Source organism: Pseudomonas pisciculturae (genome assembly GCF_015461805.1).
Classification (GTDB): Bacteria; Pseudomonadota; Gammaproteobacteria; order Pseudomonadales; family Pseudomonadaceae; genus Aquipseudomonas; species Aquipseudomonas pisciculturae.
In genome coordinates, this window is sequence record NZ_JACVZE010000002.1 from 670,913 (window position 1) to 688,098 (window position 17,186).

Genomic DNA, 17,186 nt, shown 5'->3' on the forward strand with positions numbered 1-17,186 from the left:
GATCTCTATCGACTCATGGCAACAAAATAGTCGACCCCGTCGTCCGACGCCCCGACAACTCGGTCTGCGCCTTCGCCGCATCCGCCAGCGCATACCGCTGGTTGATATCAATGCGCACCTTGCCGCTCTTGATCATCGAGAACAGATCATCGGCCATCGCCTGCAAGTTCTGCGGGTTGTTGGCGTAAGTCGCCAAGGTCGGGCGCGTCACGTACAGCGAGCCCTTCGCCGACAAGATGCCCAGGTTCACCCCGTCTACCGCACCGGATGCGTTGCCAAAACTCACCACCAAACCCCGTGGCGCCACGCTGTCCAGCGACGTCAGCCAAGTGTCCTTGCCCACACCGTCGTACACCACCGGGACTTTTTTGCCGTCAGTCAATTCCAGCACGCGCTGTGCGACATCTTCCTTGCTGTAGTCGATGGTTTCCCAGGCGCCGAGGGATTTGGCCAGGGCGGCTTTTTCCGGCGAGCTGACGGTGCCGATCAACTTCACGCCCAGGGCCTTGGCCCATTGGCAGGCCAGCGAGCCTACGCCACCAGCCGCGGCGTGGAACAGAATGGTCTCACCGCCCTTCAACTCATAAGTCTGGCGCAGCAGGTACTGCACCGTCAGGCCCTTGAGCATGGCGCCGGCGGCTTGTTCGAAGCTGATTTCGTCCGGCAGGTGCACCAGGTTGGCAGCAGGTAGCACATGCAGTTGGCTGTAGGCGCCCAGCGGGCCGCTGCCGTAGGCCACACGGTCGCCGACCTTGAATTGGGTGACTTCGCTGCCGACCGCATCGACCACGCCAGCGCCCTCCGCGCCTAACCCCGATGGCAGTGCGGGCGGTGCGTACAGGCCGCTGCGGAAATAAGTGTCGATGAAATTCAGGCCGATGGCCTCGTTACGTACGCGAACCTGCTGCGGGCCAGGCTCCGCGGGCGTGTAGTCCACATACTCAAGCACGTCGGGGCCGCCATGGGCGCTGAACTGGATACGTTTTGCCATCTGCCTTCTCCTTGGGTCGATTTCGCGTAGCGCCCTATCGAACGCCTAAGCTTGATCTTCGTCAACTGCGGCGTAGCCGGGTGCGGTGGTATCCTGTGCGCCCATTTGCCGCCGACGCCCAATGGCCTCGCGTAGCTTTGCCCGATTCAAGGTGATGCCATGACTACCCGCACCGAGGCTGTAAAGGCCTACCTGCTCGACCTGCAAGACCGTATTTGCAGCGCCCTGGAAACCTTCGAGACGGACACTCGCTTTATCGAAGACGCCTGGACCCGGCCTGCCGGCGGCGGCGGTCGTACCCGCGTGATTGAAAACGGTGCGGTGATCGAAAAAGGCGGCGTTAACTTTTCCCACGTGTTCGGCAGCGGTCTCCCACCGTCCGCCAGCGCCCATCGGCCTGAACTGGCCGGTCGGGGTTTTGAAGCCTTGGGTGTGTCGCTGGTGATTCACCCGCATAACCCCCACGTGCCGACTTCCCACGCCAACGTGCGGTTTTTCATCGCTGAAAAAGAAGGCGAAGAGCCGGTGTGGTGGTTTGGTGGCGGCTTCGACCTCACGCCCTACTACGGCAACGAAGAAGACTGCATTCACTGGCACCGCGTGGCCGAGCAGGCCTGTGCGCCGTTTGGTCCGGATGTGTACGCGCGCTACAAAGCCTGGTGCGACAGCTACTTCCACATCAAGCACCGCAACGAGCCACGTGGTATCGGCGGCCTGTTCTTCGATGACCTGAACGAGTGGGGCTTCGACACCTGCTTCGCTTTCATCCGCGCCATCGGCGACGCCTATATCGACGCCTACCTGCCGATCGTGCAGCGCCGTAAGGCCACGGCTTACACCGAGCAGCAGCGCGAATTCCAGGAGTTTCGCCGTGGCCGCTACGTTGAATTCAACCTGGTCTACGACCGTGGCACCTTGTTTGGCCTGCAATCGGGCGGGCGTACCGAGTCCATTCTGATGTCGCTGCCCCCGCAAGTGCGCTGGAGCTACGACTGGAAAGCCCAGGCTGGCAGTGAAGAAGCGCGCCTCACTGATTACTACCTGCAAGACCGCGACTGGCTGGGCGTTGCTGCGCCCAAGGCGGCTGTCTGATGGACCGTTATGTCGTGTTCGGCAACCCCATCGGCCACAGCAAGTCGCCGATCATCCACCGCCTGTTCGCCGAGCAAACCGGTGAGCAACTGGACTACAGCACCTTGCTCGCGCCGCTGGAGGATTTCACCGGCTGTGCCCGTGAGTTTTTTCAGCAAGGTCGCGGCGCCAACGTCACCGTGCCGTTCAAGGAAGACGCCTACCGCCTGGCCAACAGCCTGACAAAACGCGCCGAGCGCGCTGGTGCGGTGAATACCTTGAGCAAGTTGGCCGATGGCAGCCTGTTAGGGGACAACACCGATGGCGCAGGCCTGGTGCGCGACCTCACGGTCAACGCCGGGTTGAGCCTGCAAGGCAAACGCATCCTGTTGCTGGGCGCGGGTGGCGCTGTACGTGGGGCGTTGGAGCCTCTATTGGCTGAGCGCCCAGCTTCGCTGATCATCGCCAACCGCACCGTGGAAAAAGCCGAAATGCTCGCCGAGCTGTTCGACGATCTTGGCCCGGTGTCTGCCAGTGGTTTCGACTGGCTGCGTGAGCCGGTGGACGTGATCATCAACGCCACGTCCGCCAGCCTGTCAGGCGATGTACCGCCAATTGCCAGCAGCTTGATCGAGCCGGGCAAGACGTTTTGCTACGACATGATGTATGCCAAAGAGCCGACTGCTTTTTGCCAGTGGGCGACGGAGCACGGTGCGTCTGTGGCAATGGATGGCTTGGGCATGCTGGTTGAGCAGGCGGCGGAAGCGTTCTTTCTGTGGCGCGGGGTGCGGCCGGAATCGGCGCCGGTGTTGGCCGAATTACGCCGGCAGTTGATCTAACACCAATCTAAAGTGGGCACAGTCAATGTGGGAGGGGGCTTGCTCCCGATGGTGGTGGTTCAGTTGAGTAATTCTTGACTGAACCACCGCCATCGGGAGCAAGCCCCCTCCCACAGTTTTAACCGCATTTCAGTCTTCGAAATGCAGGGGGCAGTTGTCGGGCCCTTCCAACTTTTTCAGCTCTTCAACCACCTGCGGCCTGGCCCTGCGCAACGTCAAACTGCGCCCCAACCCCCGCAACCTGCGCGCCTCCTGGTGCAACATCTCCACCCCGGAATAATCGATAAAGTTGATCTGCTGCGCCTCGATCACCACGCGTTCGCCCTGCAACCGTTGCAGACGCACTTGCAGGTAATGGCTGGCGCCAAAGAAGATCGAGCCCCCCACCCGCAGCACATCCTCATCCCCATCACGCCATTGCTGCACCCGCGGCTGTGAGGTGCGCTTGAGGTAGAAAAACAACGACGCCAACACCCCCGCATAAATCGCCGTTTGCAGCTCCAGCAATAAGGTGGCGATGCAGGTCAGGGCCATCACCGCAAACTCGGCGCGGCTCACGCGGAACAACGCGCGGATACCGCGACGGTCCACCAGCCCCCAACTGATCAGCAGGATGCTCGCCGCCATGCTCGGGATCGGTATATGGGCGATCAACGCCGCGCCAAACAACGCAAACAACGCCACCCACAGCGCCGAAAACACCCCGGCCAACGGCGAGCAGGCGCCCGCCTCATAGCTGAGCCCGGAGCGGGTGAACGAACCGGCCGACAAGTACCCGGAGAAGAATCCGCCAACGATATTGGATAAGCCCTGCGCACGAACTTCCTGGTTGGCGTCGAGCAACTGCTGCGAACGGGCCGACAACGAGCGCGCAATCGACAGGCTGGTGACCAGCCCCAGCATGCCTACCGCCACGGCGCTGGGTAGCAGGCGCAGGATCATGTCCAGGTCCATCGGCAGCGGGCTAAACGGCGGCAACTTGCCGATGAACGAGCTGACCAGCGTCACGTGCCCGAACATCGACGGCCACAGCCAGGCCACCAGGCTGCCGAGTGTCAGTGCGATCAACAAGGTCGGCCAGCGGGGTACGAGGTATTTAAGCAGCGCGCCCACGAGCAAAGTGCCAAGCCCAAGGGCGAGCGAGGCGTGGTCCCATTCCCCTGCATGGTCGATAAGGGCCAGCAAGCTCTTGATCGCCGTGGCTTGGCTCGGTAAATCCAGCCCCAGCAAGTTGGGGACTTGCCCCAACGCGATCACCACGGCGGCGCCCAGGGTAAAGCCCAGCACCACCGAATGAGAGACGAAATTCACCAGCGCCCCGAAGCGCAGCATGCCCAGTAGCCACTGGAAAATACCCGCAAGGAATGTGAGCAACAGGATCAGCGTGATGTAGTCCTGCGAACCGGGTACGGCCAACGGACTGACACTGGCGTACAACACGATGGAAATTGCTGCCGTAGGACCGCAGATCAGGTGCCAGGAGGAGCCCCACAGGCAGGCGATCAGCACCGGGATAATGGCGGCATACAGGCCGTATTCCGGTGGGAGACCGGCGATCAGTGCGTAGGCAATGGATTGCGGCAACGCCAGAACAGCGCCGCTTAAGCCGACGATGGCATCCCGCCCGACGCTGGCGCGGGTTTGGCGCGGGAGCCAGCTGAGGAAGGGGAAGAGAGTGTGGCGGTTGGGCCGGGGCATCAGGGTCTCGGTTTGAAGGTTTGCCGCAGAATATCAGTACATTCGGAACCCTGTGGGAGGGGGCTTGCCCCCGATTGCAGTCTGCCAGCTAGCAAAAGGTTGGCTGACACACCGCTATCGGGGGCAAGCCCCCTCCCACATTTGGATTGCATCAAGTATTAGAGTTTGGCTTTTACTGCGGGCAATGCCTCCTTGCCATCCACCGTCTTCACACCCTCAAGCCACTTATCCAACACCGCCGGATTGGCCTTGATCCACGCCTTTGCCGCATCGGCATTGCTGACCTTGTTATTGGCCACTTCAGCCATGATTGCGTTCTCCATCTCCTGGGTAAAACTCAGGTTGGTCAGCAATTTCCCTACATTCGGGCAGGCTTGTGCATAACCCTTGCGGGTCAAGGTGTACACGCTGCCGGTATCCCCAAAATACTTCTCGCCCCCTTTGAGGTAGTGCATTTTCAACTGCACGTTCATCGGGTGCGGGGTCCAGCCGAGGAAGGTCACGAACTTCTGCTTTTTAACGGCCCGCGACACTTCGGCGAGCATCGCTTGTTCGCTGGACTCGATCAGCTTCCACTGGCCGAGGTCGAAGTCGTTCTTCTTGATGATCTCTTGCAACGAGATATTGGCCGGCGCGCCGGAGCCGATGCCGTAGATCTTTTTGTCGAACTTGTCGGCATATTTGTTCAGGTCGGCAAAATCATGCACCCCGGCGTCCCACACGTAGTCGGGCACGGCGAGGGTGAACTCGGTGCCGTCGAGGTTCTTGGCCAGTTGCACCACATCGCCATTGGCCACGAACTTGTCGTAGAAACCCTGCTGCGCCGGCATCCAGTTGCCGAGAAACACATCCACCTGGCCGTCCTTGAGCCCGCCAAAGGTAATCGGCACCGCCAGGGTGTCGACCTTGGCCTTGTAGCCCATGCCCGTCAGCAAAAAACCGGTGATGGCATTGGTGGCGGCGATATCGCTCCAGCCGGGATCGGCCATCTTTACCGTGTCACAACTCGTATCGGCGTACACATTGGCGCTGCCCAGCGCCAACATTCCAAGTACCACGGTTAACTTTTGCATGGCCTTCCCTCAGTGTTATTGGTTTTGGCAGGGTTGTGGATAACGTGCCTTGCGCTCCAGGTCGTCGAGGTCGATATGGTTGCGCATGTATTGCTGACTGGCGTCTACCAGTGGCTGGTGGTCCCAGCTCTTCAGCTTGCCTTGGGTCAGTGCTTCAAACACCAGACGGCGGCGGCGTTGGCTGGCGAGCACCTGCTGGTGGATCGCCGGGATGTCCCATTTGGCCCGCGCCTCGTCCAGGAACGCATCGAACAGCACCCGATGTTGCGGCGACTGGCTCAGCTCTTCCTGCTCCCGTGGGTCGTTGTGTACATCGAACAGTAGACAAGGGTCGTCTTCGCTGTAGATGAATTTGTAGGCGCCTCGGCGAATCATCATCAGCGGGCTGATGGTGCCTTCGGCCATGTATTCGCCAAACACTTCGTCGTGCCCGCCCTGCCCTTGCAAGTGCGGGACCAGCGAGCGGCCGTCCAGCGGCAGACGTGGGTCGAGTTCGCCGCCGGCCAGTTCCACCAGGGTTGGCAGCAGGTCGGCGGTGGAAACGGCTTTGCTGACGCGGCTCGCCGCAAACTGCCCCGGCGCACTGACCAGCAGCGGCACGCGGGCAGCCATTTCAAACCAGTGCATTTTGTACCAGAGGCCGCGCTCGCCGAGCATGTCGCCATGGTCGCCGGAGAACACGATGATGGTGTCGTCGGCCAGGCCCGTGTCTTCCAGGGTTTGCAGCAGCTTGCCGACATTGCTGTCGATGTAGCTGCACGCGCCGAAATAGGCCCGGCGCGCGTCGCGGATCTTATCCACAGGCAGCGGCTTGTCCCACAGGTCGTAGACCTTGAGCAGGCGCTGGGAGTGCGGGTCGAGATCACGTTGCGCAGGTGTTGTGGGCAAAGGGATGTCGGCGTCGTCGTACAAATCCCAGAACGGCTTGGGAATCGTGTAAGGGTCGTGGGGATGGGTCATCGACACGGTCAGGCAGAACGGCTGGTCGCCGTCCTCGCGGATATGGTCGAACAGATACTGCTGGGCCTTGAACACCACCTCTTCGTCGAAATCCAGCTGGTTGGTGCGCACGCACGGGCCGGCTTGCAGCACCGAGGACATGTTGTGGTACCAGGTTGGGCGCACGTCTGGTTCGTCCCAGTTCACCGCCCAGCCGTAGTCGGCGGGGTAGATGTCGCTGGTCAGGCGTTCTTCGTAGCCGTGCAGTTGGTCTGGCCCGCAAAAGTGCATCTTGCCCGACAGCGCGGTGCGGTAGCCGAGGCGTCGCAGGTAGTGGGCATAAGTGGGCACATCGGCGGGGAAATCCGCCGCGTTGTCGTAGGCCCCGATCTTGCTCGGCAACTGGCCGCTTACCAATGTGAAGCGCGACGGCGCGCACAGCGGGCTGTTGCAGTAGGCGGCATCGAACACCACGCCTTGCGCAGCCAGGCGGCTGAGATTGGGCAGCTTGATAGGGGAAGATCCGTAGAACGGAAGCATCGGCGCGGCCATTTGATCGGCCATGATGAAAAGAATGTTCTTGCGCTTCATGAGTCTTCGGCATTCCATAGGCGGTGTTTATGCGAATGAGCATGCAGCCCATGCAAAATGGGGTAAAGCCCATGAAAAGCAATGTCTAGGATAAGCCCAGCTTATGTATGAAGCCCTTGGCGATGTGTCCCTCGATCTGCTGCGCGCCTTTGAGGCGGCCGCGCGCCATCGCAGCTTTACCGCTGCCGCGATGGAGCTTGGCACGACCCAGCCGGCTATCAGCCAGCAGATCAAGCGCCTGGAAGAACAGTTGGCGATTCGCCTGTTTGATCGCATCTACCGCGGCATCGAGCTGACCGACGCCGGCGCCCTGTTGTTCGAGCATGTGCAAGGGGGGTTGCAGAGCATCAACCAAGGCCTCAGCGCCATCACTCAGCAGGACCAACACGAAGTGCTGCAAGTGGCCACCGACTTCGCCTTCGCCGCCTATTGGCTGATGCCGCGTTTGCATCGCTTCCACCAAGCCAACCCCCAAGTGGATGTGAGCCTGGTGACCAGCGAGCGCAACCACGCGACCCTGCGCAGCGATATCGACGTGGCCGTGCTGTTCGGCGACGGTCGCTTCAAACAGGGCGAGAGCCTGTGGTTGTTTAATGAGGAAGTGTTCCCGGTGTGTAGCCCGCAGTGGCTCAAGGCACAGGCCACACCACTGACTGTACAAAATTTGCATGACTACCCGTTGCTGCACCTGCGCCAGGAAAACAACAGCCAATGGTTCGACTGGAGCGGCGTGTTTCGCGAGTTGGGTATCAGCGCCGCGCCCACTCCCGGCCAACTGCGTTTCGACAACTACACCCTGCTGATCCAGGCGGCGATTGCTGGCCAAGGCGTGGCCATTGGCTGGCGCCACCTGGTGGATAACCTGCTGGAGCAGAACTGGCTGTGCCGGCCGTTCAGCGACACAGTGGTCTCGCGCTTCGGCTATTACGTGGTGCAGCCCCAGCGCAAACGCCGGGGGCAGTTGGTGGAGCGGTTTGTCGAGTGGCTGTTGGCCGAGCAAGCCAGTAGCGCGCAGTCGTTGACCGGGCTGGCCCTGCCATCGATTGCGGTCTAGGATTTGGCCCATATTGGATCCGGAGTCCGTCATGCAACGTATCAAGGGCTACCACGCCCATGTCTATTTCGACGCAAGCACCATCGACCAGGCGCGCACCCTTTGCGAAGACGCCGCCAAACTCTTCCCGCTGCGCATGGGCCGTGTGCACGAAAAGCCAGTGGGCCCGCACCCCGATTGGAGCTGCCAACTGGCGTTCGATGCCGAATACATCGGCGTGGTGCTGCCCTGGCTGGTGATTCATCGCGATGGGTTGGTGGTGTTCCTACACCCCGATACGGGTGATGACCTTAAAGATCACACCGACTATGCGATCTGGATGGGGGCCATGCGTGAACTGAACCTGTCAGTATTTTCTTAAATTCCGTCCCTAAATATGGGATTGATATTTATATATTGAGACTTTCTCGCGCGTAGGTTTATATTCGCCGCATCCGCTCAAAACTCAGGTGAAGCGATGCAGGCGCATTTGATCGCGCTCGATTGGGGGACCAGCTCCCTTCGTGCTTACAAACTCGGCCCCACCGGCGTGGTGCTCGAGCAACGCTCGCTCGCGTCGGGGATCATGCATTTGCCCACCGAGCCCCGGGACATCGCCGGTGTGCGCTGCAGCGATGGCTTTGAACTGGCCTTCGATACAGCCTGCGGCGATTGGCTCGATGCCCAGCCGGGCCTACCGGTGATTGCCTGCGGCATGGTCGGCAGCGCCCAAGGCTGGAGCGAAGCGGCCTACCGCAATACCCCCGTCGACGTCGCCAGCCTCGGCCAGGCGCTGCACCGCGTGCGCAGTCTGCGTGGCGTGGAGGTGCATATCGTGCCGGGTGTCATCGAGCAGGTCGGTCTGCCCAACGTGATGCGTGGCGAAGAAACCCAGGTGCTGGGGGTGCTGCAAGGGCTTGGCGCCGAGGTGTTGATCGGCCTGCCGGGCAGTCATTCCAAGTGGGTTGAGGTGGTCGATGGCTGCATCACCCACTTCGACACCTTCATGACGGGCGAGGTGTTTGCGGTATTGAGCAAACACAGCATTCTGGGGCGTACCCAAAAGATTTCCGAGCAATTGCAGGCTGAAGCGTTTGACCGAGGCGTGCACGTGGCGCTCTCCAAGGACGGCCAGCGCGGCCTGCTGTCGACCTTGTTCAGCGCCCGTACCCTCGGCCTCACCACTGAACTTTCCCCCGAGCAGCAGCCTGACTATCTCTCCGGCCTGCTGATCGGACATGAACTCGCCGGCCTGCCGGAGCGTGCCCAACAGCAGCCGATCATTCTGGTCGGCGCAGCGCCCCTATGTGCCCGCTATCAACGCGCCCTCGCCCTTTGCGGCTTCGCCCATGTCAGCCTGGCGCAGGAAGCCACCGCGCGTGGCCTGTGGCAACTGGCCGTGGCTGCCGGGCTCACTCAACCTGTATCGGAGGCCTGACATGCTCAAGCAAGCACTCGCGCAAAACGGTTTGATCGCCATCCTGCGCGGCATTCGCCCGGACGAAGCCCAAGCGGTCGGCCAGGTGTTGTACGACGCTGGATTTCGCGTCATCGAAGTACCGCTCAATTCGCCAGACCCTTACACCAGCATCCGCAACCTGCGCGACAGCCTGCCCGCCGATTGCCTGATCGGTGCCGGCACGGTGTTGACGCCGGAGCAGGTCGAGCAGGTGAAAGCGGCAGGCGGCCAGGTGATCGTGATGCCCCACAGCGATGCCAAGGTGTTGCGCGCCGCGAAAGCTGCGGGCCTGTTCCTGTCGCCGGGTGTGGCCACGCCGACCGAAGCCTTTGCGGCGCTGGCCGAAGGCGCCGACGTCTTGAAGCTGTTTCCCGCCGAGCAAATGGGCCCGGCGGTGATCAAGGCGTGGCTGGCCGTATTGCCGGCGGGCACGTTGCTGCTGCCAGTGGGCGGCATTACCCCGGACAACATGCAGGTGTTTATCGACGCCGGCGCCAAAGGGTTCGGGCTGGGTTCCGGTTTGTTCAAACCGGGTATGACAGTGGATCAGGTAGCGAGCCGCGCCCAGGCTTATGTCGCCGCCTGGAAAGCCCTGAGCTGATATCAAGTCTTGCGCCCACAGGCGCCGCATCTATAAGAGAGATAACAGATGAAAATCACCAAACTGACGACCTTTATCGTCCCACCGCGCTGGTGCTTCCTTAAGGTCGAAACCGACCAGGGCGTGACCGGCTGGGGTGAGCCCGTGGTCGAAGGCCGCGCCCACACGGTTGCTGCTGCCGTTGAAGAATTGTCCGACTACCTGATCGGCAAAGACCCACGCAATATCGAAGATATCTGGACGGTGTTGTATCGCGGCGGCTTCTACCGTGGCGGCGCCGTGCACATGAGCGCCCTCGCCGGCATCGACCAGGCGTTGTGGGACATCAAGGGCAAGTCCCTCGGCGTGTCCGTCAGCGATCTGCTGGGTGGCCAGGTGCGCGACAAGATTCGCGTGTATTCGTGGATCGGTGGCGACCGCCCTGCCGACACTGCCCGCGCTGCCAAAGAAGCCGTGGCCCGTGGTTTCACGGCAGTAAAAATGAACGGCACCGAAGAATTGCAGTTCGTCGATAGCTTCGAAAAAGTCGACCTGGCCCTGGCCAACGTCGCAGCCGTGCGTGATGCGGTGGGCCCCAACGTCGGTATCGGCGTCGACTTCCATGGCCGGGTACACAAGCCCATGGCCAAGGTGCTGATGAAAGAGCTGGACCCTTACAAACTGATGTTTATCGAAGAGCCGGTGCTCAGCGAAAACTACGAAGCCCTCAAAGAGCTGGCACCGCTGACCAGCACGCCCATTGCGTTGGGCGAGCGCCTGTTCTCGCGCTGGGACTTCAAACGCGTGCTCAGCGAAGGCTACGTCGACATCATCCAGCCGGATGCCTCCCACGCCGGCGGCATCACCGAAACCCGCAAGATCGCCAACATGGCCGAAGCCTACGACGTGGCGCTGGCCCTGCACTGCCCGCTGGGCCCGATTGCGCTGGCGGCGTGCCTGCAATTGGACGCGGTTTGCTACAACGCGTTTATCCAGGAGCAAAGCCTGGGCATTCACTACAACGAGAGCAATGACTTGCTCGATTATGTGAAAGACCCGCAAGTTTTTGACTACGACAAAGGCTTTGTGAAGATCCCCAACGGGCCGGGCCTGGGCATCGAGATCAACGAGGAATACGTGATCGAACGCGCGGCCATAGGACATCGCTGGCGCAACCCGATCTGGCGCCACGCCGACGGCAGCTTCGCCGAGTGGTGATATTGAATTAAAGAAACGCGGTCGGTGTGGGAGCTGGCTTGCCTGCGATAGCGGTGTGTCAGCTTGCACATCTGGCACTGAGACACCGCTATCGCAGGCAAGCCAGCTCCCACAGTTTGATCCTGGTTTCTTCAGTCAGATCCGTTCCAGACCTCAATAAACATAAGAAGAGGCACCCCATGCATCCTGAACCCCTCACCGGCCAGGCGTCTTTAGTCACGCCTACTCGAAAGCGCTATTTCATCATGGTGCTGCTGTTTATCACCGTGGTCATCAATTACCTCGACCGCAGCAACCTGTCGATTGCCGCACCGGCGCTCACCAGTGAATTGGGTATCGACCCGGTTCATGTGGGCCTGATTTTCTCCGCCTTCGGCTGGACCTACGCCGCCATGCAGATCCCCGGCGGCTGGCTGGTAGACCGCGTGCCGCCGCGCATTCTTTACACCGCTGCCCTGCTGTTGTGGTCCATTGCCACCGTGATGCTCGGCTTCGCCGCCAGCTTTATCGCGCTGTTCGTGTTGCGAATGGCAGTGGGCGCGCTGGAAGCACCGGCCTACCCGATCAACAGTCGCGTAGTCACCACGTGGTTCCCCGAGCGCGAGCGCGCCACCGCGATTGGCTTCTACACCTCCGGGCAATTTGTCGGGCTGGCGTTTCTTACGCCGGTGCTGGCCTGGCTGCAGCACTACTACGGCTGGCACATGGTGTTTGTAGTCACTGGCGGCGTGGGCATTTTGTGGGCGGCCATCTGGTACGCGGTGTACCGCGAGCCCAAGGATTTCAAAGGCGCGAACGCGGCGGAAATCCAACTGATCCGCGACGGTGGCGGCTTGGTGGATATGCAGGAAAAAGCCGTCAAAGCGCCGTTCAGTTGGGTCGATTTAGGGATTGTGCTGAGCAAGCGCAAGCTCTGGGGCATTTACCTGGGCCAGTTCTGTCTGAACTCTACGCTGTGGTTTTTCCTGACGTGGTTCCCGACCTACCTGGTGAAATACCGCGGCATGGACTTCATCAAGTCCGGCCTGCTGGCGTCACTGCCCTTCCTCGCGGCGTTTGTCGGCGTGCTGTGCAGCGGGATTTTTTCTGACTGGCTGATTCGTCGCGGCGCATCGGTGGGCTTTGCGCGCAAGCTGCCGATTATTGGCGGGCTGCTGATTTCCACGGCGATCATCGGCGCCAACTACGTGGACTCGACGGCGTGGGTGATTGCGTTCCTGGCGGTCGCGTTTTTTGGCAATGGCCTGGCGTCGATCACCTGGTCGCTGGTCTCGACCCTGGCACCTGCGCGCTTGTTGGGGCTGACGGGTGGGGTGTTCAACTTCATCGGCAACTTGGCGGCGATTGCCACGCCGATTGTGATCGGGTTTTTGGCCAGCGGTGATTCGTTTGCGCCGGCGATTACCTACATCGCGGTGCTGGCGCTGCTTGGGGCGCTTTCCTACATCTTGTTGGTAGGTAAGGTCGAGCGCATCGAACTCAACGAATAACCTGTGGCAGGGGCGCTTGTTGTGGCGAGGGAGCAAGCTCCCGCGCCACAGGGGCAGTCTTCAGTTCAGCACGCCATCGAGAATCTCGTAGACGATGCCGGTGCCCACAGCAATCAACACCACATCCGGCCCCGAACGGCGCCATTCGTAACCTTGATACACCGGCAGGCGCTCCAGGGCGCGGCGGTCCAGGCGCTCGCCGTAGTAGCCGGGTGGCAGCGGCTGGCCGCGTACCAGGCGCACATTGCGCGGTGGCGGTGCGCCACGGGAGAACCGGTCATGGTTATCGCGGATCACCTGACGCACCGGGCCGAAGTCCTGAGGTGGGCCGCCACGGCCTTTGGCCTGGGGCGCGCGATGGTCGTCACCACGGGGTTGCTCGTGCTGGCCCTGAGGGCCTCCCCGGTCAGGGCCGCCCTGATCATTCGGCGCGGCGTGCACCAGGGCACTGGTGCCAAGCACCAGCACGCCAAGGCCTGCAATTATCGATTTGGATAGTTTCATCGGGTGTTCCTCAGGGCGCATAAGCAAAAAAGGGATTTCGAACGAGGTTCGAAATCCCTGGGTCTTGCCATTTAGGCTATGGGTTCTGCACTTGATTCCTTTGTATCAGGAACTTTACCTCGCGTTGACGAGTGCCTTACGCCGGCTGTTTTAAAAGCCTCTCCCAACTGGCAAGTTTCTCTAGCGTTAAATTGAGTTCTTTACCCTGTTCTTTGAGGTTTTGGTTTATCGCGCGTTTGTCACCAATACCAGCAAACTGGTCGGTCGTGATCTTTTTGTAGGGGCTGTCTACCAACGTGCGCATATTAGGGTTGAGTTGTTCTGCGTCCCGCAGCGCTTTGCGAAATCCACCATCAAACGTCGAACTTTTTGCGGACAGATTGCTGCCAAACAAACCATCGATCATGCGGGTTGCGCGTACGCTCAAACCCATGTGGCGCGTCAGTCTTGGGGTCTTGTCACTGCGTTGGCGCAAATAGCCTGCCGATTTGTTTTTGCGCGAGAGTTCGGCAGTCGCCCTGGCGCTTTCGTTGCTGAACTTGGTCGCCTGTGACGGGTTGCCGCCAATACTGGTTTGGGCGTTTTCCAAGCTCTTTACTCGGGCTTCAATGGAGTTTTTCTGATCGGTATATAAATCAACTTTTGCCTGGACGGTAGGTTGTTGATGATAGGAAGTGATTGGCATAGGACCTCGAATGATTGCGGGTTCAGGGGGAAGAGTTACCGACCTGTCAGGATCTGATTTTCCCAAGCATGCGCACGTGACATGACCGAGGGCGTAGCCTGCTCATTAGAGGCGCTGGAGAGCCGCTGCTCTGCTCCTTCATTCACGTTGCGAAATTTCGGCAAATCCGAACGCGGTGCAGGAATCGGGAGGTCAGGCGACAAGGCACTGGGGAATACTGTACGAGGGGTCGTGGCAGGTTTTTGCACATTCGCTGCCGGCGCGCTTTTACGTGGCTTGGCAATAGGGGGCGTCGTCGCGGCAGGCTCCAGTGTATTGAGCAGGTTCGAGGCGCTGACCATTTGTTTTTCCAATCGGTTCGCAAGCGTGCTCAGCGCGATCTTTTCACCCGGTTTGACGAGTTTCATATCGGCGGGGTTGATAGCCGCTTTTGAAAAACCGGCATCCCGTAGATGCAGTTTGTCCCGCAGGCTCATGTTGGGGCTGAACTTCCAGCCCTTTTCCGGGGAGAAGCGCAGGTAACCCTCCTGGTGTGGGGAGTTGTTCAAGTGTTTGGATAGATTGTTGAGGCTTTGCGCGTGCTGGCGTGCCTGCGTAGCGAAGGACGTTTCATGCGCGGGTGGCGCAGAGGTAGAAGGAGGGAGCGAAGCGGTATTGGGTACGGCGAAACTGGGCGAGGCAGTACTGATCGTCATCATCAACGTTTCCTTTCTGGCGGTTGTAGAACCAAAGTTCGCCGAAGGATTATCAATGAGGGCTAAAAATACGGGTGCAGCCGACGTCGTGATTTGCCGTAAGACTGTGCGTCAGTCAGTGAAATCTTTTCATTAGCGGTTGGGTGAGGATTTTTAATCAGGAAAGAGGGTTCAAGTTCGCCCGAACCCCCTTCTTGAATGCGCTAGGCGCGTGCGTTACGCACACCTTGCGACAGCTCGGCGCACAGGCCCAACACCCCATCGATGGCTTGCTGATCATTTTTCGCATTGGCGATGTGATCGATCAGTGCCGAACCTACCACCACGCCGTCTGCCAAACGTGCGATGGCCGCTGCTTGTTCCGGGGTGCGGATACCAAAGCCGATGCTGATCGGCAGGTCGGTATGCCGACGCAGGCGAGCCACCGCCTCTTCGACGTGTTCCAGGGTGGCGGCACCGGCACCGGTCACACCGGCCACCGACACGTAGTACACAAAGCCGGAGCTGCCGTTGAGCACGGTCGGCAGGCGCACGTCGTCGGTGGTTGGCGTGGTCAGGCGGATAAAGTCGATACCGGCAGCCTGGGCCGGGTCGCACAACTCGCCGTTATGCTCAGGCGGCATGTCGACCACGATCAGGCCGTCAACGCCCGCTTCCTTGGCGTCGGTGATGAACTTCGGCACGCCATATTTGTGGATCGGGTTGAAGTAGCCCATCAGCACCAGCGGCGTGTCGTTGTTGTCTTTGCGGAACTCGCGAACCATCTGCAGGGTTTTGAGCAGGTTCTGCTTGGCTTCCAGGGCGCGGATGTTGGCCAACTGAATCGCCGGGCCGTCGGCCATCGGGTCGGTGAAGGGCATGCCCAGCTCGATCACGTCGGCGCCAGCCGCTGGCAAGCCTTTGAGAATCGCCAGGGAGGTGTCGTAGCCCGGGTCGCCGGCGGTGATGAAGGTCACCAGGGCGGCGCGGTTTTGTTCTTTAAGTTGCTCGAAGCGAGTTTGCAGGCGGCTCATCAGTGTTTCTCCTGCTGTGCGGTTTCCATGTGGTGCATCACGGTCTGCATGTCTTTGTCGCCACGGCCGGACAGGTTGACCACCATCAGGTGATCTTTCGGCAAAGCCGGTGCGCGTTTGAACACTTCGGCCAGGGCGTGGGCGCTTTCCAGGGCAGGAATAATCCCTTCCAGGCGGCAGCATTTGTGGAAGGCGTCGAGCGCTTCGTCGTCGGTCACCGAGGTGTACTGGACGCGGCCGATGTCATGCAACCAGGCGTGTTCCGGGCCGATGCCTGGGTAGTCCAGGCCTGCGGAAATCGAGTGGGCGTCGATGATCTGGCCATCGTCGTCTTGTAGCAGGAAGGTGCGGTTGCCGTGCAGCACGCCGGGTACGCCGCCGTTGAGGCTGGCCGCATGTTTGCCGGTTTCGATACCGTGGCCAGCCGCTTCAACGCCGATGATTTCCACGCTCGTGTCGTCGAGGAACGGGTGGAACAGGCCCATGGCGTTGGAACCACCGCCGATGCACGCCACCAGGCTGTCCGGCAGGCGGCCTTCCTGGGCTTGCAGTTGGGTGCGGGTTTCCTTGCCGATCACGGCCTGGAAGTCGCGCACCATCGCTGGGTACGGGTGTGGGCCGGCCACGGTGCCGATCAGGTAGAAGGTGTCGTCGACGTTGGTCACCCAGTCGCGCAGCGCTTCGTTCATCGCGTCTTTCAGGGTGCCGGTGCCGGCGACTACCGGGATCACCTCGGCACCCAGCAGCTTCATGCGGAACACGTTGGCCTGCTGGCGCTCGATGTCAGTGGTGCCCATGTAGATCACGCATTGCAGGCCAAAGCGTGCGGCAACGGTGGCGGTGGCTACGCCGTGCATGCCGGCGCCGGTCTCGGCGATGATGCGTTTTTTGCCCATGCGCCGTGCCAGCAGGATCTGGCCGATGCAGTTGTTGATCTTATGCGCGCCGGTGTGGTTCAGCTCTTCGCGCTTGAGGTAGATCTTGGCGCCACCGCAGAACTCAGTCAGGCGCTCGGCGAAATACAGTGGGCTCGGGCGGCCGACGTAGTCACGCTGGAAGTAGGCCAGTTCTTCTTTGAATGCAGGATCTTCTTTGGCCGCTTCGTATTCACGGGCCAAATCGAGAATCAACGGCATCAGGGTTTCAGCGACGTAACGGCCGCCGAACGCGCCAAACAGGCCGTTGGCGTCAGGGCCGTTGCGTAGATCGGTCTGGGACTGAGTCATGGGACGCTCCAGGAAAGACGGTGTTTGAATGGCAATGACGGCCACTCTACCCTTCGCGCTCTGGGCTGAAAACCGATAAGA

17 protein-coding genes are annotated in these 17,186 nt (G+C 60.6%); 8 read left to right on the forward strand and 9 right to left on the reverse strand.

What is annotated here, in order from left to right; translation table 11 throughout:
- Window positions 1-13 precede the first annotated feature (13 nt).
- Window positions 14-991: a quinone oxidoreductase family protein gene (locus ICY20_RS08720; protein WP_194937284.1), complete on the reverse strand. Its 978-nt coding sequence runs from the start codon at window positions 989-991 to the stop codon at window positions 14-16.
- 159 nt (window positions 992-1,150) lie between these two features.
- On the opposite strand from ICY20_RS08720, the gene hemF reads away from it, so the two are divergent.
- Window positions 1,151-2,083, forward strand: a complete 933-nt coding sequence (gene hemF, locus ICY20_RS08725) for an oxygen-dependent coproporphyrinogen oxidase (RefSeq protein ID WP_159960530.1) — start codon at window positions 1,151-1,153, stop codon at window positions 2,081-2,083.
- The gene (gene aroE / locus ICY20_RS08730; protein ID WP_194937285.1) at window positions 2,083-2,901 is read left to right on the forward strand and encodes a shikimate dehydrogenase; all 819 of its coding nucleotides are present in this window, start codon (window positions 2,083-2,085) and stop codon (window positions 2,899-2,901) included. The genes hemF and aroE overlap by 1 nt, the downstream gene beginning before the upstream one ends.
- Before the next feature lie 129 nt (window positions 2,902-3,030).
- Here the strand turns inward: aroE and ICY20_RS08735 are convergent, their stop codons facing one another.
- From ICY20_RS08735 to betC, 3 genes are all read right to left on the reverse strand, one after another.
- Complete coding sequence (locus ICY20_RS08735; RefSeq protein ID WP_194937286.1) at window positions 3,031-4,599, reverse strand: SulP family inorganic anion transporter; 1,569 nt, start codon at window positions 4,597-4,599, stop codon at window positions 3,031-3,033.
- 158 nt (window positions 4,600-4,757) lie between these two features.
- Window positions 4,758-5,672 carry a choline ABC transporter substrate-binding protein gene (choX, locus tag ICY20_RS08740; protein ID WP_159961923.1) on the reverse strand — a complete coding sequence of 305 codons (915 nt, stop codon included), beginning with the start codon at window positions 5,670-5,672 and terminating at the stop codon, window positions 4,758-4,760.
- 15 nt (window positions 5,673-5,687) lie between these two features.
- Window positions 5,688-7,202: a choline-sulfatase gene (betC, locus tag ICY20_RS08745; protein WP_194937287.1), complete on the reverse strand. Its 1,515-nt coding sequence runs from the start codon at window positions 7,200-7,202 to the stop codon at window positions 5,688-5,690.
- Window positions 7,203-7,305: 103 nt separating this feature from the next.
- On the opposite strand from betC, the gene ICY20_RS08750 reads away from it, so the two are divergent.
- The 6 genes from ICY20_RS08750 (at window position 7,306) to ICY20_RS08775 (ending at window position 12,982) form a co-directional block, all read left to right on the forward strand.
- Window positions 7,306-8,256, forward strand: coding sequence for a choline sulfate utilization transcriptional regulator (locus tag ICY20_RS08750; protein WP_194937288.1), 951 nt, complete (start codon window positions 7,306-7,308; stop codon window positions 8,254-8,256).
- Window positions 8,257-8,287: 31 nt separating this feature from the next.
- Window positions 8,288-8,617, forward strand: a complete 330-nt coding sequence (locus ICY20_RS08755; protein WP_194937289.1) for a DOPA 4,5-dioxygenase family protein — start codon at window positions 8,288-8,290, stop codon at window positions 8,615-8,617.
- A gap of 96 nt (window positions 8,618-8,713) precedes the next feature.
- A complete protein-coding gene (locus tag ICY20_RS08760; protein ID WP_194937290.1) occupies window positions 8,714-9,673 on the forward strand; it encodes a 2-dehydro-3-deoxygalactonokinase in 960 nt (319 codons plus the stop codon).
- Window position 9,674: 1 nt separating this feature from the next.
- Window positions 9,675-10,295 (forward strand): 2-dehydro-3-deoxy-6-phosphogalactonate aldolase, encoded by a 621-nt coding sequence (locus ICY20_RS08765; protein WP_194937291.1) that lies wholly within the window; start codon window positions 9,675-9,677, stop codon window positions 10,293-10,295.
- A 48-nt stretch (window positions 10,296-10,343) separates the two neighbouring features.
- On the forward strand, window positions 10,344-11,492 hold the full coding sequence (gene dgoD, locus ICY20_RS08770; protein ID WP_194937292.1) for a galactonate dehydratase: 1,149 nt from the start codon (window positions 10,344-10,346) through the stop codon (window positions 11,490-11,492).
- Between the two features lie 179 nt (window positions 11,493-11,671).
- The gene (locus ICY20_RS08775) at window positions 11,672-12,982 is read left to right on the forward strand and encodes an MFS transporter (RefSeq protein ID WP_194937293.1); all 1,311 of its coding nucleotides are present in this window, start codon (window positions 11,672-11,674) and stop codon (window positions 12,980-12,982) included.
- A gap of 60 nt (window positions 12,983-13,042) precedes the next feature.
- Here ICY20_RS08775 and ICY20_RS08780 read toward each other — a convergent pair whose 3' ends face one another.
- The 5 genes from ICY20_RS08780 to trpB all read right to left on the reverse strand — a co-directional run bounded on the left by ICY20_RS08780 (window position 13,043) and on the right by trpB (window position 17,105).
- Window positions 13,043-13,486 (reverse strand): anti-virulence regulator CigR family protein, encoded by a 444-nt coding sequence (locus tag ICY20_RS08780; RefSeq protein ID WP_159961916.1) that lies wholly within the window; start codon window positions 13,484-13,486, stop codon window positions 13,043-13,045.
- A 136-nt stretch (window positions 13,487-13,622) separates the two neighbouring features.
- Complete coding sequence (locus tag ICY20_RS08785) at window positions 13,623-14,171, reverse strand: hypothetical protein (protein ID WP_159961915.1); 549 nt, start codon at window positions 14,169-14,171, stop codon at window positions 13,623-13,625.
- A gap of 35 nt (window positions 14,172-14,206) precedes the next feature.
- Window positions 14,207-14,869, reverse strand: coding sequence for a hypothetical protein (locus ICY20_RS08790; RefSeq protein ID WP_159961914.1), 663 nt, complete (start codon window positions 14,867-14,869; stop codon window positions 14,207-14,209).
- Between the two features lie 200 nt (window positions 14,870-15,069).
- Window positions 15,070-15,879: a tryptophan synthase subunit alpha gene (gene trpA, locus ICY20_RS08795; RefSeq protein WP_159961913.1), complete on the reverse strand. Its 810-nt coding sequence runs from the start codon at window positions 15,877-15,879 to the stop codon at window positions 15,070-15,072.
- Window positions 15,879-17,105 (reverse strand): tryptophan synthase subunit beta, encoded by a 1,227-nt coding sequence (gene trpB / locus ICY20_RS08800; protein ID WP_159961912.1) that lies wholly within the window; start codon window positions 17,103-17,105, stop codon window positions 15,879-15,881. Before trpB ends, trpA begins: the two co-directional genes overlap by 1 nt.
- Between the last annotated feature and the right edge of the window lie 81 nt (window positions 17,106-17,186).

Excerpts from the sequence above, each read along its gene's own strand:
- ICY20_RS08720 (WP_194937284.1), bottom strand. The coding sequence starts at position 991 with ATGGCAAAACGTATCCAGTTCAGCGCCCATGGCGGCCCCGACGTGCTT.
- hemF (WP_159960530.1), top strand. The coding sequence starts at position 1,151 with ATGACTACCCGCACCGAGGCTGTAAAGGCCTACCTGCTCGACCTGCAA.
- aroE (WP_194937285.1), top strand. The coding sequence starts at position 2,083 with ATGGACCGTTATGTCGTGTTCGGCAACCCCATCGGCCACAGCAAGTCG.
- ICY20_RS08735 (WP_194937286.1), bottom strand. The coding sequence starts at position 4,599 with ATGCCCCGGCCCAACCGCCACACTCTCTTCCCCTTCCTCAGCTGGCTC.
- choX (WP_159961923.1), bottom strand. The coding sequence starts at position 5,672 with ATGCAAAAGTTAACCGTGGTACTTGGAATGTTGGCGCTGGGCAGCGCC.
- betC (WP_194937287.1), bottom strand. The coding sequence starts at position 7,202 with ATGAAGCGCAAGAACATTCTTTTCATCATGGCCGATCAAATGGCCGCG.
- ICY20_RS08750 (WP_194937288.1), top strand. The coding sequence starts at position 7,306 with ATGTATGAAGCCCTTGGCGATGTGTCCCTCGATCTGCTGCGCGCCTTT.
- ICY20_RS08755 (WP_194937289.1), top strand. The coding sequence starts at position 8,288 with ATGCAACGTATCAAGGGCTACCACGCCCATGTCTATTTCGACGCAAGC.
- ICY20_RS08760 (WP_194937290.1), top strand. The coding sequence starts at position 8,714 with ATGCAGGCGCATTTGATCGCGCTCGATTGGGGGACCAGCTCCCTTCGT.
- ICY20_RS08765 (WP_194937291.1), top strand. The coding sequence starts at position 9,675 with ATGCTCAAGCAAGCACTCGCGCAAAACGGTTTGATCGCCATCCTGCGC.
- dgoD (WP_194937292.1), top strand. The coding sequence starts at position 10,344 with ATGAAAATCACCAAACTGACGACCTTTATCGTCCCACCGCGCTGGTGC.
- ICY20_RS08775 (WP_194937293.1), top strand. The coding sequence starts at position 11,672 with ATGCATCCTGAACCCCTCACCGGCCAGGCGTCTTTAGTCACGCCTACT.
- ICY20_RS08780 (WP_159961916.1), bottom strand. The coding sequence starts at position 13,486 with ATGAAACTATCCAAATCGATAATTGCAGGCCTTGGCGTGCTGGTGCTT.
- ICY20_RS08785 (WP_159961915.1), bottom strand. The coding sequence starts at position 14,171 with ATGCCAATCACTTCCTATCATCAACAACCTACCGTCCAGGCAAAAGTT.
- ICY20_RS08790 (WP_159961914.1), bottom strand. The coding sequence starts at position 14,869 with ATGATGACGATCAGTACTGCCTCGCCCAGTTTCGCCGTACCCAATACC.
- trpA (WP_159961913.1), bottom strand. The coding sequence starts at position 15,879 with ATGAGCCGCCTGCAAACTCGCTTCGAGCAACTTAAAGAACAAAACCGC.
- trpB (WP_159961912.1), bottom strand. The coding sequence starts at position 17,105 with ATGACTCAGTCCCAGACCGATCTACGCAACGGCCCTGACGCCAACGGC.